This is a genomic window from Streptomyces sp. TAA204 (assembly GCF_000424965.1).
The window spans coordinates 53,415-70,343 of sequence record NZ_AUKW01000024.1; the positions used below are offsets into that span (position 1 = coordinate 53,415).

The following is a 16,929-nucleotide window of genomic DNA, read 5'->3' on the forward strand; positions in this document are numbered from 1 at the left end:
TTGGGCGCCAGGCATGCCGGAGAGCGGCGCCCGCCACCGCCCATTTCCACCGCTCACACCTGGCGGTGAACACATCGACTTCAATCGCTACTAGCTATTTTCACACCAGATATGGACAATGCAGGCAATATGGGGCATTACGGATGTCACTTCGAGCAGCGCCTGTGAGGACCTGGCCGGATGAAGATTGCTTTTCTGCTGGACAACGCCTATGGAATCGGCGGAACGATCCGCTCCACGGTGAATCTCTCCCGGGCGCTCGCCGACCGCCACACCGTCGAGGTGGTCAGCCTCCGCCGTACGGTCCGGGACACCGCTCTCTCCTTCGACCCCCGCGTGACCATGACCCACCTCCTCGAGCTGCGCCGCGACGCCCGCGGGTTCGAGGGTGACGACCCCCGCTTCCACCAGCCCAGCCGCCGCTTCACCGAGGGCGCCGACCACCTGGAGCGCGGTGTCGCCACACACCTGGGCGACATCCGCGTCCAGGAGTACCTCCGCGACACCGACGCCGACGTCGTCATCGCCACCCGACCCAAGATCAACGACTATCTCGCCGCCTACGGCAGCGACCGCTACCTGCGCATCGGCCAGGAGCACCTCACCCACGCCATGCACAGCGAGCACGTGCGCACCCACCAGGACGCGGCCATCCCCCGTCTCGACGCCTTCGTGACCGTCTCCTACGCCGACGCGGCCAACTACCGCGCGGCCATCTCCGGCAGCGGCACCGCGACCGCCGACGGGGACGCCCTGATCACCTGCATCCCGAACGCCGTCCCGGCCGTCGACGTCGAGCCCTCGGACGGCGACAGCAAGCTGATCGTCGCCGCCGGCCGCCTGATCAAGGTCAAGCGCTACGACCGCCTCATCAACGCGTTCGCGCTGGTGGCCGAGCGGCACCCCGACTGGAGGCTGCGGCTGTACGGGCGGGGGCGGCAGCACGCGGCGCTGCGGACGAGGATCGACAACCTGGGCCTCTACGACCGCGCCTTCATGATGGGCCCGCACGCCCCCATCGAGGCCGAATGGGCCAAGGGAGCCATCGCCGCCGTCAGCTCCGACGCCGAGTCGTTCGGCATGACGCTCGTCGAAGCCATGCACTGCGGCGTCCCCGTCGTCAGCACGGACTGCCCGTACGGACCGGGCGAGATCATCAGCAACGGCCGGGACGGAGTGCTCTCACCGCTGGGACCGACGGAGAAGCAGAGCGTACGCACCTACGCCGACGCGCTGACGCAACTCATCGAGAACCCTGAGCTGCGCTACCGGATGAGCCAGGCGGCGCTGGAGAAGGCCGCCCGCTACTCCCCGGAGCGGATCGCCGGCGAGTACGAGCAGCTGATCGAGAAGCTGCTCACCCAGCGCCGCGCCTCCGGCCGGCCGCCGGGACGGTCAGAGCCCTCAGAGGCCGGCGCCCTCGGGGAGGCGGCCGGAGCCTCGGACGTACCGGCGAACGAACCGCCGACCGCGCCGTCCGTTCCCCTCCACCCCAAGGGCGCGGCGAGGACGGAGGGTGCGAAGGGCTCCTCGGCAGGGGCCGCGGGAAAGCCGGGCAAGGGACAGTCCGGCCCGTCCGCCCCCTCCCCGCGCGGGTCACGCGCCGCCCGGCGTCTCGCCATGCGCACCCTGGGCCCCGTACTGCGGCCCGCCCTGCGGATGTGGCGGCAGCACCGCAGTCCCGACCGCCCCGCCGCGAAGCTGCGCCGCCCGCTCGCCCGCACGCGCGTGGCCACCGACGGTTCGCTCGTGGTGCGGCTGCTCGCCAAACGGCTGCCGAAGACCGCTTCGGTGCTGCTCGTACGCGCCCGCCGCGAGAGCGGAGCGCCGCTGCGCATCCCGCTCCCGCCGCGCACCGAGGCGGTCGAGGGCTGGGTGGAGGTACGGGTCGAACGCGCCACGCACAGTCTGGCGGAGGACCGCTGGGACACCTACGTGGAGCGCGTCGCCGACGGCAAACGCAAACGGATCCACTCCGAACTCGTCGAGACCGCGCGGCTGCTTTCGATGCCGGCGCCCCTCGACGAGGACCGCGCGCTCTCCGCCTGGGTGCCCTACACCACCCTCGACGGCTATCTCGCCGTACGTGCCTGGCACCGCGCCGGGCACGCCGAGGTCACCTCCGTGGAGCTCGGCGAGCACAGCTGCACCGTGCGCGCCGAACTGTACGGGCAGGCGGCGCGGACGGCGGGCGCCGGGGCGGGCGCCGTCGTCGCGGTCTCGCGCTCGAATGCGGAGCCCGACTTCGAACTGCCCTTCCGGCTGTCCGGCGAGCCGGCCGGAGCGGACAGCGGTGGCGGCACCTCCGAAGTGCGCGGCTCTCCCGTCCCGGCCGCTGCGGGGGCCGGAAGTACTCCGGCGGCCCCTGCTCTCTCCTTCGAGCTTCCCTACGAGCTGCCCGCCGCGCTCGACTCGGGCAGCACGAAGGGAGTCTGGGACCTGTGGTTCCGGCCGGGCGGGACGGGAACGGAGCCACCCGTACGGTTCGGACGGCTGCTGGGAGACCTGGCCGACCGCAAGAAGACCGACCTGCTGCCCCGTGTCCGGCTGGGTGGGACGGAGACGGGCGTGTGGTTCTACTTCTCGCTGGTCAACGACCTGGTGCTGGCACTTCAGCATCTGCCGCTGGAGGAGCCGGCGAAGGCTGCTCCGACGGTTCCGGCGAAGGACGCCGCATCCGGCCGTCCGTCCGCGTCACCGGCTCAGAGCGCTTCCTCCTCGCCGAGTGCGTCGGCGAGCAACTGATCGGACGGATCGTGCGGCGGGGCCGACAGTGAAGCGGCTTCGCCGGCCGGCCGCTGCCGTTCACGGGCGCCACCGGGGGCCGTGGAGACCGGTCCGTCCGTCCGTGCGACCGTGTGCGCGCCGTCGTGCCCCTCCGCCGCACCGCCGTCCTCACGGCGGCCCGTCCCGCCGCGCGCACGGTGGGCCAGTGCCTCGGCCCGCAGGTCGCGGACGGCTTGGTTGAAGCGGACCACGGAGGGCGGCTCGTCCGGCCCCAGCAGATACGCCTTGAGCTGTGCACGGGCGGTGCGCAGTGTGTCCAGGGAGGGGTCACGTACCGATGCGAGCAGCGCCGGTATCCCCTCGGCCGCCGGCGTCAGCACGGTGGCCGCGCGTACGGTCGGGAACCCCTCCCTGAACTCCTCCTCAGTCAGGCCCGTGGTGTTGACGACCGCGTACGGCTTCTCGCTGCTGAGGTAGTCCGAGACCACGCTGGAGACGTCCGAGATGAGCAGGTCGGCCTGGTTGAAGCAGGAGTAGATGCCCGGCCGCTCTCCCGCGAGGACCAGATGGCCGCCCGTCTCCGAGGCGCGCCAGAAGCACTCCTCCCACGCCTCGCCGGCCGCGAGTACGGCCGCCGCGGCCGGACTGGGCGGCGCGGTCTGCCGGAGCATCCGCTCGGCCTCGTCCTCCCCGCCGCGGACGCCTGGCTCGCGGAGCGCGTCCAGCTCCGCGGTGAGCCGCTCCAGCTCCCCGGCGTCCGCCGCGGGGGACGGGCCCGCGCCGTGCGCGCCGTCCGCGTCGCACTCAGACCCGCGCCCGCGCCCGTGACTGTCGGAGCCACGGGAACCGCTTGCCGCGATCAGCGCGCGGATCCGGCGGTCCGCCTCCTTCACGGCCGGATCGACCGACCCCGTCATGGGATGAGGCTTGTAGAGCAGCCGCACCCCGGGCTCGTCGATCAGCGCGCGGACGATGCGCTCCCCCGCGAGAGGCAGCGAAGTGTTGCCCGGGTCGTCCGTCCAGCCCTCCCAGGTGGGCGCGTACAGCACGACGGTCCGTGCGCCGGGGGCCGGCGGCCCGGCGTACGGGCGGACAGGAGAGAGCTGCGGGCGCCCGACCTCCACGACGTCCCGGTCCTCGACACCGGTCCCGGCCAGCCGATAGCGCTCGCGGGCCGCAGGCCCGGCGACCCACACCTCGTCGTACGCCTTGGCGTAGGGGTTGCATGAGGAGAGCTTGTCGCTCTCGCCGTGGTTGATGAAAGCGTGTTTGACCGTCGGGATCCGCAGTACGTGGGAGGTCTTGCCGGAGTTCGCCGGATGCAGCAGCACCGGGAGGCCGGAGTGCTCCAGCCGCATCAGGTTGGCGACCTTGGGGATGCAGATGACCGGCACGTCCGTGGCCTCGATCTTCTGCACCATGAAGCGTTCGCGCAGCACGATGAGAGGCCGCCCCTCCAGCTCGGCGAGCACCGGCAGCCACATGTTCGCCTGGTACGCGGAGGCGGTGCCGCCGGAGAAGTACATGCCGACGGTCGGCCGGTAGGCGGCGAGCCAGCCGTCCAGCCACGCCAGCACCTCCTCGTCCCCGGCGGGACGGCGCCCCGGCAGCAATCGGCACGCCAGACGCGCCACCCCTGCCAGCAGCACGGCCCAGCACGCCAGCGCTGTCAGCGCGCCCCACCGCGCGTCCCCCGTCACGGCGGTGAGGCCCGCCCCGGCGGCCACGAGCGCGGAGAATCCCAGCAGCCGCAGAGCCCCGTCCCGTCCGAAGAGCGCCGCGGGGGCGGGCGTGATGCCCAGCGCCGAGACGTCGATGTTGCGCGTGACGACGGGGAGCCTGCGCGTCCGCCGAACGCGGGCTGCGACGGCGAGACACACGAAGTGCGTCGCCCAGCAACCGAGAACCCCGACCAGCAGCCACGCCGCGTACGGTGCGGGACGCAGCACGTCCAGCCGCGCCAGTCCGCCCAGAAGCAGCCCGTCCCGGAGCAGCTGGCGGACCGGGTGGTTCAGCTGGGCCCGTCCGAGGCCGCGGGCCAGCCCCTTCTGCCGGGCAAGCAGCCACGCCTCGGTCAGCAGGCCGAGGGCGGCGCCGGCGACGACGGGTGCGCCCGCCGCCAGCAGGACGCCCAGGAGTTGCAGCAGGTAGCCGGTGGCAAGGCCGCCGAGGACGGCCAGTGTCATCACGGTGCGGAGCGGGAGACGGCTCTCTTCCGGTTCTGCGTCCGACTCGATACGCATGGGCCTCCCCTTGACGGGTCTCTTCCACTAAAGACCGTCACGGGTGTCCCGGCGCTCTGGGCACGGCCGAATGCGCATGTTCCGGGCTCGTGCAAGCGCGCGGGGGCAGTAGGCGGGCGGGCACCCGTCCGAAGCGCGTACCCGTGCGGGTGAACGCGCCGCGAGTCGGGCCATCGCCTCGCCGGTCCACCGGTCCACCGGTCCACCGGTCCACCGGTCCACCGGTCCGCCGGTCCGCCGGACCACACCGGCCCGCCGGGCCGCCGGGCCGCCGGTGGCCGGCACGGAGAGTCGTCCGCGACTGCGGGACGGTCGTCGGCCCGGCGCCGGCGACCGTCCCGCGACGGTCAGCGGTTGCTGCGCAGCAGCGTGCGCATCGTCCGCATGGCGACCGAGAGGTTCGCCAGGTCGAATGTCTCCGACGACTGGATCTCGTCGAGCGTGGCGCGGGCGCGGGAGAGGATCGTGGAGTTCTTCGCCTCCCACTGCTCGTAGCGCTGCTCGGGTGTGGAGTTCCCGTCGCCCTCCGAGAGCACGTCCGCCGCGATCAGCTGGTGCGCCGCGTAGAGGTCCTCGCGGATGGCCGCCCGCGCCATCGACTGCCAGCGGTCCGCGCGGGGCAGTTCACTGACGCGCTCCTGGAGCTGGGTGATGCCGAGCCGGTCGGCGAGGTCGTAGTAGACCGCTGCGACGTCCATCAGCTGCACACCCGTACGGTCGGCGACCGCGACGACGTCCAGGCCGGGGAAGGCCGCGGAGAAACCGGCAACGCGCTGCGCGAGTCCGGCCGGGACCCCGGCCTCCTCCAGCCGGTCCAGGATCGCCTGGTGCCAGGCACGGTCGTCGCCCTTGAGCAGCTTGGGCAGCTCGTCCCACACCGCGGCGACCCGTTCGCGGAACAGCTCGATGGTCTCGGCGAGCAGCAGCGGCTGCGGACGGTTGTTCAGCAGCCAGCGGGTGCCGCGCTCGACGAGGCGGCGCGACTGGAGCCGGATGCTGGTCAGCACATCGGCCGCCACGACGTTGTCCAGGGCTTCCACATCGTCCCAGATCTCGCCGAGCCGGAAGATCGCACGGGCCGCCGTGTGGGCCCGTACGACCTCCTCCGTCGAGGCGCCCGTCTCCTCCTTCAAGCGGTGCAGGAGCGTCGACCCGCCGGTGTTGACCGTGTCGTTGACCAGCAGGGTCGTGACGATCTCGCGGCGCAGCGCGTGCTTTGCGATCTCCTCGGGGAAACCCTCGCGCAGGGCGCGCGGGAAGTAGGCGGCGGCGAGCTGCTGGAGGTACTGGTCGTCGGGCAGCTCCGTGCCGATCAGGTCGTCCGTCACCGTGATCTTCGTGTAGGCGAGCAGGACGGCCAGTTCGGGCCGGGTCAGACCGTGGCCGCCCGCGAGCCGGTCGCGGATCTGCTTGTCGTTGGGGAGGAACTCCAGACTGCGGTCGAGCCGGCCCTGCTTGCCCAGCCGCCGCATGTAGCGGTGGTGCGCCTGGAGCAGGCTGGAGGCGCCCTCGATGGAGTTGGCGAGGGCGATGTTCTGGGCGTAGTTGTTCCGCAGGACGAGCTCGCCGACCTCGTCGGTCATCTCCGCGAGCAGTGCGTTGCGCTGCTTGACCGTCATGTCGCCGTTCGCCACGACCGCGTTGAGCAGGATCTTGATGTTGACCTCGTGGTCGGAGGTGTCCACGCCCGCGCTGTTGTCGATCGCGTCGGTGTTGACCCTGCCGCCGTCGAGCGCGAACTCGATCCGCCCGAGCTGCGTCAGCCCGAGGTTGCCGCCCTCGCCGACGACCTTCACGCGCAGCTCCTGACCGTCCACGCGGATCGCGTCGTTGGCCTTGTCGCCGACCTCGGCGTCGGTCTCCGACGACGCCTTGACGTACGTGCCGATGCCGCCGTTCCACAGCAGGTCCACCGGCGCGCTCAGGATGGCCCGCATCAGCTCGGCGGGGGTCATCTTCGTCGCCTTGGACTCGATGCCGAGCGCCGCCCGCACCTGCGGCGTGACCGGCACCGACTTCGCGCTGCGCGGGAAGACGCCGCCGCCCGCGGAGAGCAGCGAGGTGTCGTAGTCCTCCCAGGACGAGCGCGGCAGTTCGAACAGGCGGCGCCGCTCGGCGTAGGAGGTCGCCGCGTCCGGCTCCGGGTCGAGGAAGATGTGCCGGTGGTCGAAGGCCGCGACGAGCCGGATGTGTTCGGAGAGCAGCATGCCGTTGCCGAAGACGTCGCCTGACATGTCGCCCACGCCCACGACGGTGAATTCCTGCGTCTGCGTGTCGTGGCCCAGTTCGCGGAAGTGCCGCTTGACCGACTCCCAGGCGCCGCGCGCGGTGATGCCCATGCCCTTGTGGTCGTAGCCCGCGCTGCCGCCCGAGGCGAAGGCGTCACCGAGCCAGAACCCGTACGCCTGCGCCACCTCGTTGGCGATGTCGGAGAAGGTGGCCGTGCCCTTGTCGGCCGCCACGACGAGATAGGTGTCGTCCCCGTCGTGCCGCACGACGTCCTCGGGGTGTACGACCTCGCCGCCGACCAGGTTGTCGGTGATGTCGAGCAGGCCGGAGATGAACGTCTTGTAGCAGGCGATGCCCTCGGCCTGCCACGCCTCCCTCTCGGTGGCCGGGTCGGGCAGCTGCTTGCACACGAAGCCGCCCTTCGCGCCGACCGGCACGATGACCGTGTTCTTGACCTCCTGTGCCTTGACCAGGCCCAGGATCTCCGTACGGAAGTCCTCCCGGCGGTCCGACCAGCGCAGCCCTCCGCGGGCGACCTTGCCGAACCGCAGGTGGACGCCCTCCACGCGGGGCGAGTAGACCCAGATCTCGTACTCGGGCCGGGGCGCGGGCAGATCGGGGATCGCCTGCGGGTCCAGCTTGATGGAGAGGTACTCGTGCGGAGCGGCGGAGAGGTCCTTCGCTCCGCCTTCCCTGGTTCCCGCGCCGGCGCTCTGGAAGTAGTTGGTGCGCAGGGTGGCCCTGATGACGGTGAGGAACAGGCGCAGGATGCGGTCCTCGTCCAGGCTGGCCACCTGGTCCAGTGCGCCGTCCAGCTCCTCCAGCAGACCGTCGGTCAGCTCGTGCCCCGCCAGGGAGCGGCTGGGGTCGAGGCGTGCCTCGAAGAGGTTCACCAGCAGCCGTGTGGTGTGCACGTTGTTGCGGAGGGTGTCCTCCATGTACGTGGGGCTGAAGGTGGAGCCCGCCTGCCGCAGGTACTTCGCGTACGCGCGCAGCACCATCGCCTGCCGCCACGTCAGACCGGCAGACAGGACGAGGGAGTTGAGCCCGTCGTTCTCGGCGCGGCCCGTCCACACGGCGGTGAACGCGTCCTGGAAACGCTCGCGCGCGTCCTCGCCGATGCCGTGCACATGGGTGCCGGGCAGACGCAGGCCGAAGTCGTAGATCCACGCCTTGGTGCGGTCGCTGCAGCGCAGCTCGTACGGCCGCTCGTCGACGACCTCGACCCCCATGGCCTGAAGCGCGGGCAGGACGGCCGAGAGGGAGACCGGATTCCCGATGCGGAAGATCTTGAACCGGCGCTCGCCCGGGCTGGCCCCGACCGGCTCGTACAGGCTCAGCGAGAAGTCGGGCGTTCCGTTCTCACCCCGGGCGAGCCGGTTGAGGTGCTGCAGGTCGGCGACGGCGGCGCGCGGCGGGAAGTCGGCCTTGTAGCCCTCGGGGAAGGCGTTCGCGCTGTACTGGTGCCCCAGCTCGGCGGCCTTCTCCTCGCCGAACTCGGCGGTCAGCGCCTCCATGTAGCCGTCCGCCCAGGAGCGTGCGGCCTCCGCGAGGCGTACCTCGATCCGGTCGGCTTCGGCGTCCGTCAGCTCGGGCAGATGCGCTCCGGGCTTGAGACGGATGACGAAGTGCAGCCGGGTGAGGACCGATTCGGTGTTCCAGACGCTGAAGTCGACATTGTGACCGCCCAGCTCCTCGGTGAGGATGTCGGTCAGCCGCAGCCGGACGGTGGTGGTGTAGCGGTCCCGCGGGAGGTAGACAAGCGCCGAGTAGTAGCGCCCGTACTCGTCCTTGCGCAGGTACAGCCGCAGCTTGCGGCGCTCCTGCAGGTAGAGCACGGAGGTGGCGATCGTGCGCAGCTGCTCGACGGGGATCTGGAAGAGCTCGTCGCGCGGGTACGTCTCCAGGATCTGCAGCAGGTCGCGGCCGGCGTGGCTGTCGGCGGCGAAGCCGGCCGCGGCCAGCACCTCCGCGACCTTCCGGCGGATGACGGGGACGCGCCGCACCGATTCGGTGTACGCGGCGGAGGAGAAGAGCCCGAGGAAGCGGCGCTCCCCCACCACGTTGCCGTCGGCGTCGAACTTCTTCACGCCGACGTAGTCGAGGTAGGAGGAACGGTGCACGGTGGCACGGCTGTTGGCCTTCGTCAGCACCAGCAGCCGGTGTTCGCGGGCCTTGGCCCGCGCGTCCGCCGGGAGCCGGCTGAAGGACGGCGAGACCGGGTGGCCGTCCTCGGTGACGGTGTGCTGCGGGTCGGAGCGCAGGATGCCCAGACCCGACCCGGGCACGGGAGAGAGCGTCAGCCCGCCGTCGGCGTCGCCGGCTTCGTCGGACAGCTCGTACTCGCGGTAGCCGAGGAAGGTGAAGTGGTCGTCGGCGAGCCAGCGCAGCAACTCGCGTGACTCCTCGATCTCCTGGGGAAGCAGGTCGCGGGCGAGCGGCTCGGTCTCCAGCTCGTCGGCGATGTGGAGCGCGGCCCCGCGCATCTTGTGCCAGTCCTCGACGGCTTCCCGCACATCGGACAGGACGCGCAGCAGGTCGTCGGTGATCTGCTTGAGGTCGTCGCGCTCGGTCTCGCGGTCGATCTCGACGTGGATCCAGGACTCCGTGACCGCGTCGTGCGGAAGCTCCCGCTCCTTGGCGGTCCTCCCGCCGGGCCCCGGAACGAGCTTGTCGCGTCCCGCGTCCAGGACCTCCAGCAGCTTCCCCGTCACGTCGCGGCGCACGATCATCTGAGGGTGGACCACGACGTGGATGCCCCGGTGCTGGCGGGACAGCTCGTTGGTGACCGAGTCGACGAGGAAGGGCATGTCGTCGGTGACGACCTCGACGACGGTGTGCGTGCACATCCAGCCGTGCTCGTCGACGGAGGGAGTGTGCACCCGCACGTTGGCGGTGCCCTGGGGCCGGTTCTGGGCCAGACGGTAGTGCGCGAACGCCGCACCGAGGATGTCGACCGGATCGCGGTCGGTGAGGTCCTCCGGAGCGGTGTGCAGGTAGTAGCGCTGGAGGAACGCCCTCAGGGCGCCGTTCTCGAGACCCCGCGCCGGGTGCTGCCCCCCGGCGGGGCCCTCCTCGGCCACCCGGACGGCCTCTGCGAGCCGCTCGGCCTTTGCTTCATCCAGCTTGGTCTGCATGTCCTCTGGCTCCTGTCGCGCGCCGTTGCGTGACGTCGGTTTGGCGGAGGCACGGCATCGGAGGACGGGGGGACCGTTCGGGACTCGACGCGCGCCGTGGGAGACGATCAGCGGCGGCCCCGGCACAGTCGCGCGGGGGGCACGGTACGGAGGCGACGTCGCCCCCGTGAGATATCGCGCTGATCACGCCCGTAGGCTACCGCCCCCGGCCCGTGGCCATCATGGGCCTTATGTTCAAAATCAGCGGCCGGTCTTGGGCGAAGTGCACAGCACACCCCGACAACCCCCCTCACCGGGCCGTCCTCGCCGTCCACTCGGCCGCCTCCACCGCCTCCTCGAGAGTGTCGACCACCGGCACACCCGCTGTCTCAAGACTGGCCCGGCTGTGTGAACCGCCCGTGTAGAGCACCGCTCGCGCACCCACGTGCGCGGCGGCCAGCGCGTCGTCGACCGCGTCGCCGATGACCACTGTGCGCGCCGCCTCCACCCCGTCGAGCGAGAGCAGGTGCCGCGCCATCTGGCTCGCCTTGCCGCTGCCGGACGGGCCCGTGGCTCCGTCGACCCGGACGAAGTGGTCCGCGATGCCGTGTGTCCGTACGAGCGGGACCAGCCGGTCGTGCGGCGCCAGCGAACACAGCGACTGGGTGCGCCCCGCGGCCTTCTGCCCCGCGAGCAGCTCGGCGGCTCCCTCGGCCAGTCCTGCCTCCCGCGCCCGCAGCCAGTAGTGCCGGTGGAAGGACTCGTCCATGACCTCCCACTCCCGCTCGCTGGGCAGCCGCCCCATCAGCCGCTCGTAGAACCGCGGGACGGGCACGCAGTACAGCTCGCGGTAGCGCTCCAGCGTGATCGGCGGGAGGCCGAGCTCCGCGAAGGCGGCGTTCGTGGCGTCGATGACGGCATGGATGTCGTGCAGAAGCGTGCCGTTCCAGTCCCAGACGATGTGCGCGGACCGTCTGTGCGTATCACCCAGAGCCATGAGCACGACCGTACGTCCGGGGTCCGACAACGCGATACCGCATTCTGCGCCGTACCGGCCCCGTCCCCCGCCGACCGCTCAGCCGAAGAGGTGCGGGATCTCCTGTGTGGCGTACCAGAGCAGCTCGTGGTCCTCGGCGCCGTCCACCGTGAAGCGCGCGTCGTCGTCGCCCATGTCGGCCGCGCCCAGCGCATCCGCCGCGGCGGCCACGTCCGCCTCCGCGTCATCGGCGTCCATGTGCACCGCGGCCGCCTTCGACAGCGGCACGGAGCCCTCGACGCGCACCTCGCCGAGCGTTCCGGGGTCCAGCCCGTGGTCCGGGTCGAAGACCACACCTGCGTCGGGCACTTCGGCCGCCAGGACCACCCGGCGCCGCGGCGCGTCCGGCTGCAGGGCCAGCAGCCGCAGTGAGGCCTGGGCTGCCCGGTTGAGTGCGGCGTACTCCAGCTCCTCGCTGTCGTCCGAGACGTACCACTCACGCAGGCCGGGCGTCACCGAGTAGGCGAGCACGGCGCCGGACTCCGGCGTCAGCTCTCCGGCCAGATGCGCGTCCTGGAGAGCGGGGAGGGTCAGAGGCACATAGACACGCATGGCTGCCGCTTTCGTGTATCGCCGGACGGACTGCCAGGCCAGGATACGGTCCGCACCGGCACCCTCCGCCGTGCTGTACCCGCAGCGGAACCGCAGGTGGAAGGCGGCTCGCGTCACCTCCGGGGCGCCCGGTCATCCTGATAGGTGAAGGGGCTGGTGACAGCGACGCACTGACGGTCACAGATTGCGACCACACGATCACTGCGGATACAACGGGAACGTAAGCTACTGCCGGGTATCAATCGGTGCCCGGCCACCGCCACGCCATTCACGGGGACCCCATGACCGCTGTGCCCACTCCACGCGCCCACCCCGGACCGGCTCCCGGGTACGGGCCGACCCTGCCGTACGAGCAGGGCACCCCGTACGGACAGGACCCGCCGCCCGGCCCCGGACCCGGCCGATCCGCGCAGCCCCGCCCGGAGGCTCAGACCGCTCCCTCACGCCCGACGAGCACGCTCCCGTCACTGCCTCCCACATCCGCCCCACCGGGCGCACACCGGCCCGCTTCCGGCCGCACAGAGCCCGGCCACACAGAGTCCGGCAGCGCAGCTCCCGGAGGGCCGCGAGCCGAGCGGCCGGGGTCCGGGCGGACAGAGGACGGGCGGGCAGGGGACGGGCGGACAGGGGCCGAGACCTCGCGCGAAGCCCGTCCACCCGCACCGCACCGCCAGGCCACCGCCGGCACCCACGGACGCCGACGTGGCAGTGCTCCCGCGCGCAAGAGCCCACCGGGACGACGGGATTCACGCCGTCCCGAGACCCGGCGCACCAGTCCGGCCACACCCCGCCCCTCCGCCTCGGCACTCCGGGCGGCGGCAGCGCGGGAGCGGGAACGGCAGCCGCCCTACTGGTTCGCCAGCCGGCTGCTGCTCGTCCTCAGCGGTCAGCAGCCGGTCCACAGCCTGCTGCGGTACACACGCGGCACGGCCTACGAGAAGCTGAGCTGCCTGGCCTCCCACGCGCCGCTGCGTCCCCGCGGAGCGAACCTCACGAGCCCCGCCGTGCTCGAGGCGCGCGGCAGTCAGCCCCGTGACGGAGTGATCGAAGCCTTCGCCCGCATCGTCACCGGCGGCCGGCAGCGCGCCATCGCCTTCCGGCTGGAGCTGTGCCCCGACCGCCGCTGGCGCTGCGCCGCTGTCGAGCTCGACGGTCAGTCGACGGCCGGCCGGCGGCCCGACCGCTGAGCCGGCCATCCACATGCCACCCGTACGCGGTACGGGCCGGGCAGTCCTCTCGGGAGGCCCGCCCGGCCCGTACCGTCCGTCTCACGCGGCCTACTTCTTGCGCCGCTTGCCCTTCTGCGCCTTGCGCCGCTCGGCGCGCGTCAAACCGTCGGCGGAGGAGCGGACCGGCTCGCCGTCCGCGGCACCGGTCTCCAACTCGCCCTCCTCGACGCCGCCTTCCGCTGTCGGCGCGGAGTAGTGCAGCCGGTCGGGGCGCTGCGGGGCGTCCAGTCCCTTGGCCCGGATGGCCGGACCGGCACCCGCCGAGGCGCCCGCCGGAACGGCCTCCTGCGGCTCCTTCTCCAAGGACGCCTTCTCCGAGGGCTTCCGCTCCTCCACGGGAACCTCTTCGACCTGCTGCTCGACCTGGACCTCCAGGTTGAACAGATAGCCGACGGACTCCTCCTTGATGCCGTCCATCATGGCCTGGAACATGTCGAAGCCCTCGCGCTGGTACTCGACCAGCGGGTCCTTCTGGGCCATGGCGCGCAGGCCGATGCCCTCCTGGAGATAGTCCATCTCGTAGAGGTGCTCACGCCACTTGCGGTCGAGCACCGAGAGCACCACACGCCGCTCCAGCTCACGCATGATCTCGCTGCTCAGCTCCGCCTCACGGGCGTCGTACTGCTCGCTGATGTCGTCCTTGACGGACTCGATGATGAACTCGGAGGTGATGCCCTCGCGTTCGCCCGCCGCGTCCTCCAGTTCCTCGATGGTCACCTTGACCGGGTAGAGCTGCTTGAAGGCGCTCCACAGCCGGTCCAGGTCCCACTCCTCGGCGAAGCCCTCGACGGTCTCGGCCTGTACGTATGCCTCGATCGTGTCGTCCATGAAGTGCCGTACCTGCTCGTGCAGGTCCTCGCCCTCCAGGACTCGGCGGCGCTCGCCGTAGATGACCTCGCGCTGCCGGTTGAGCACCTCGTCGTACTTCAGGACGTTCTTACGGATCTCGAAGTTCTGCTGCTCGACCTGGGACTGTGCGGAGGCGATGGCCCGGGTCACCATCTTGTTCTCGATGGGGACGTCGTCCGGCACGTTCGCCATGGACATCACGCGCTCGACCATCTGCGCCTTGAACAGGCGCATCAGGTCATCTCCCAGCGACAGGTAGAAGCGGGACTCGCCCGGGTCGCCCTGACGGCCGGAGCGGCCGCGCAGCTGGTTGTCGATACGGCGCGACTCGTGCCGCTCGGTGCCCAGCACGTACAGCCCGCCGAGCTCCTTGACCTCCTCGACGTCGTCCTTGACCGTCCGCTCGGCCGTCTCCAGCGCCGCGGGCAGGGACGCCGCCCACTCCTCGGCGTTCTCGACCGGGTCCAGGCCGCGGTCGCGCAGCTCCTTCTCCGCCATGCCCTCCGCGTTCCCGCCGAGTTTGATGTCGGTACCGCGTCCGGCCATGTTCGTCGCCACGGTCACGGAGCCCTTGCGGCCGGCCTCGGCGACGATCGCCGCCTCACGCTCATGGTTCTTCGCGTTGAGCACCTGATGGCGGACGCCGCGCTTGTTGAGCTGCTCCGAGAGGTACTCGGACTTCTCGACGGAGGTCGTACCGACCAGCACCGGCTGGCCCTTCTCGTACTTCTCGGCGATGTCGTCGACGACCGCGGAGAACTTGGAGACCTCGGTGCGGTAGATCAGGTCCGCCTGGTCCTCACGGGCGAGCGGACGGTGCGTCGGGATCGGGACGACGCCGAGCTTGTAGATCTGGTGGAACTCGGCGGCCTCCGTCATGGCCGTACCGGTCATACCCGACAGCTTGTCGTACAGGCGGAAGAAGTTCTGCAGGGTGATCGTGGCGAGCGTCTGGTTCTCGTCCTTGATCTCGACGGCTTCCTTGGCCTCGATCGCCTGGTGCATGCCCTCGTTGTAGCGGCGGCCGGCGAGGATGCGGCCGGTGTGCTCGTCCACGATCATGACTTCGCCGTCGATGACGACGTAGTCCTTGTCCTTGTGGTAAAGCTCCTTGGCCTTGATCGCGTTGTTGAGGTAGCCGACGAGCGGTGTGTTGACCGACTCGTAGAGGTTGTCGATGCCCAGCCAGTCCTCGACCTTGACGACGCCGGCCTCGTGGATGCCCACGGTCCGCTTCTTCTCGTCGACCTCGTAGTCCCCGGTCTCCGCCTTCTGCGTACGCGGATCGCCCGGCTCGCCCTTCTCCAGGCGCTTCACCAGCTTGGCGAAGTCGCTGTACCACTTCGTGGCCTGGTCGGCGGGGCCGGAGATGATCAACGGCGTACGGGCCTCGTCGATGAGGATCGAGTCGACCTCGTCGACGATCGCGAAGTTGTGGCCGCGCTGGACGAGTTCGTCCTTCGACCACGCCATGTTGTCGCGCAGGTAGTCGAAGCCGAACTCGTTGTTCGTACCGTAGGTGATGTCGCAGTTGTACTGCTCACGGCGCTGCTGCGGCGTCATGTGCGCCACGATGCAGCCGACCGTCAGGCCCAGGAAGCGGTGGACGCGGCCCATCCACTCCGAGTCGCGCTGCGCGAGGTAGTCGTTGACGGTGATGATGTGGACGCCGTCGCCCGAGATGGCGTTCAGATACGCGGGCAGCGTACCCACGAGGGTCTTGCCCTCACCGGTCTTCATCTCCGCCACGTACCCGAGGTGCAGCGCGGCGCCGCCCATGATCTGCACGTCGTAGTGCCGCTCGCCGAGCACGCGCTTGGCGGCCTCGCGTACGGTCGCGAACGCCTCCGGCGTCAGGTCCTCGAGGCTCTCGCCCGCGGCGTACCGCTCCTTGTACTCGTCCGTGAGGGCGCGGAGCTCGGCATCCGACAGGTCCACGAAGTCCTCTTCGATGGAATTCACCTGCCGCGCGATGCGGTCCAGCTTGCGCAGGATCTTCCCTTCACCTGCGCGCATGAGCTTGCCGAAGACGGACACTTAGGGTGGCTCCTTGCCGGTCGAACCTGGCGCGGTCAGTAGCGGTGAAGGCGATACGGTCTCCACCGCACCGGCCATCGTATGCGAGGGACGTAGGCCCCTGTACCCCTAACGGTTCCGAGCCCTGGAAGGTGCCGGGGAGACGCTCCGTGCCACAAGGGCACAATCAGCTCATGGAGACCACCACCCTCAGCACGGACCGCCTGCTGCTGCGGCCCTTCGAGGAGCAGGACGTGGAGGCCGTGCACGCCGCCTGCCAGGATCCGGAGATCGCTCGCTGGATTCCCGTTCCCGAGCCGTACGGGCGCGAGGACGCCGAGGAGTTCGTGCTCCGCGTCAGTCCCGGCGGCTGGTGCCAGGACACCATGTACAACTTCGGGGTCTTCACGAAATCGGGTGTCCTCACCGGATCGATGGGGCTCGTACGCCTCGCTCAGCTGAGTGGTCCGCAGCGCCAGGCGGAGCTGGGCTACTGGGCGGTCAGGGACCAGCGCGGCAAGGGCTACACGCAGGAGGCGGCCCGCGCAGTGATCACATGGGCGTTCACCTCCCTCGGGGTGGAGCGCCTGGAGTGGGTGGCCGAGGTGGGCAACACGGCGTCGCGGGCGGTGGCGCAGCGGCTCGGCTTCGAGTCGGAGGGCCGGCAGCGTGCACGGATCGTCCGCCGGGGGACCAGGCGCGACGCCTGGATCGCGGCGCTGCTGCCGGTGGACTGGGGCCTGAGCATGGAAAGCCCCTATCTTCCGGCCCCCGGGCAGGGCCCCCGACAGGGCCCGGAGGACCGGGAGGCAGCGGCCGCGGAAGACCGGTGACCGCACGGTCCTCGGCCCGGGGCGGGGGCGGACATGCCGGCGGTCCGGACGGCCGGCCCGCCCGGTCCCCCACCCGGTCCGCTGCCGGGGACGCTGCCG

At 70.9% G+C, this 16,929-nt stretch carries 8 protein-coding genes; 3 read left to right on the forward strand and 5 right to left on the reverse strand.

The genetic code is table 11. The features are described from left to right. Window positions 1–180 precede the first annotated feature (180 nt). Window positions 181–2,745 (forward strand): glycosyltransferase, encoded by a 2,565-nt coding sequence (locus H343_RS0123585; RefSeq protein WP_028433139.1) that lies wholly within the window; start codon window positions 181–183, stop codon window positions 2,743–2,745. On the opposite strand, the gene H343_RS32505 is transcribed toward H343_RS0123585, so the two are convergent. From H343_RS32505 to H343_RS0123605, 4 genes are all read right to left on the reverse strand, one after another. Continuing rightward, on the reverse strand, window positions 2,703–4,970 hold the full coding sequence (locus H343_RS32505) for a hypothetical protein (protein ID WP_078506063.1): 2,268 nt from the start codon (window positions 4,968–4,970) through the stop codon (window positions 2,703–2,705). The two genes, H343_RS0123585 and H343_RS32505, sit on opposite strands and share 43 nt — an antisense overlap. Window positions 4,971–5,317: 347 nt before the next feature. Further along, window positions 5,318–10,336 carry an NAD-glutamate dehydrogenase gene (locus H343_RS0123595; RefSeq protein ID WP_028433140.1) on the reverse strand — a complete coding sequence of 1,673 codons (5,019 nt, stop codon included), beginning with the start codon at window positions 10,334–10,336 and terminating at the stop codon, window positions 5,318–5,320. 289 nt (window positions 10,337–10,625) lie between these two features. Continuing rightward, a complete protein-coding gene (locus H343_RS0123600; RefSeq protein ID WP_037904901.1) occupies window positions 10,626–11,312 on the reverse strand; it encodes an HAD family hydrolase in 687 nt (228 codons plus the stop codon). Between the two features lie 78 nt (window positions 11,313–11,390). Beyond that, a complete protein-coding gene (locus tag H343_RS0123605; RefSeq protein ID WP_028433142.1) occupies window positions 11,391–11,903 on the reverse strand; it encodes a DUF6912 family protein in 513 nt (170 codons plus the stop codon). A 281-nt stretch (window positions 11,904–12,184) separates the two neighbouring features. Here H343_RS0123605 and H343_RS36135 point away from each other — a divergent pair, with 281 nt between their 5' ends. Then, the gene (locus tag H343_RS36135) at window positions 12,185–13,090 is read left to right on the forward strand and encodes an Rv3235 family protein (protein WP_486587031.1); all 906 of its coding nucleotides are present in this window, start codon (window positions 12,185–12,187) and stop codon (window positions 13,088–13,090) included. Window positions 13,091–13,180: 90 nt separating this feature from the next. On the opposite strand, the gene secA is transcribed toward H343_RS36135, so the two are convergent. Then, window positions 13,181–16,018: a preprotein translocase subunit SecA gene (secA, locus tag H343_RS0123615; protein WP_028433143.1), complete on the reverse strand. Its 2,838-nt coding sequence runs from the start codon at window positions 16,016–16,018 to the stop codon at window positions 13,181–13,183. A 173-nt stretch (window positions 16,019–16,191) separates the two neighbouring features. Here secA and H343_RS32515 point away from each other — a divergent pair, with 173 nt between their 5' ends. Beyond that, entirely contained in the window at window positions 16,192–16,830 is a 639-nt protein-coding gene (locus H343_RS32515) for a GNAT family N-acetyltransferase (protein ID WP_037904884.1), read from the forward strand. The last annotated feature ends 99 nt before the right edge of the window (window positions 16,831–16,929 follow it).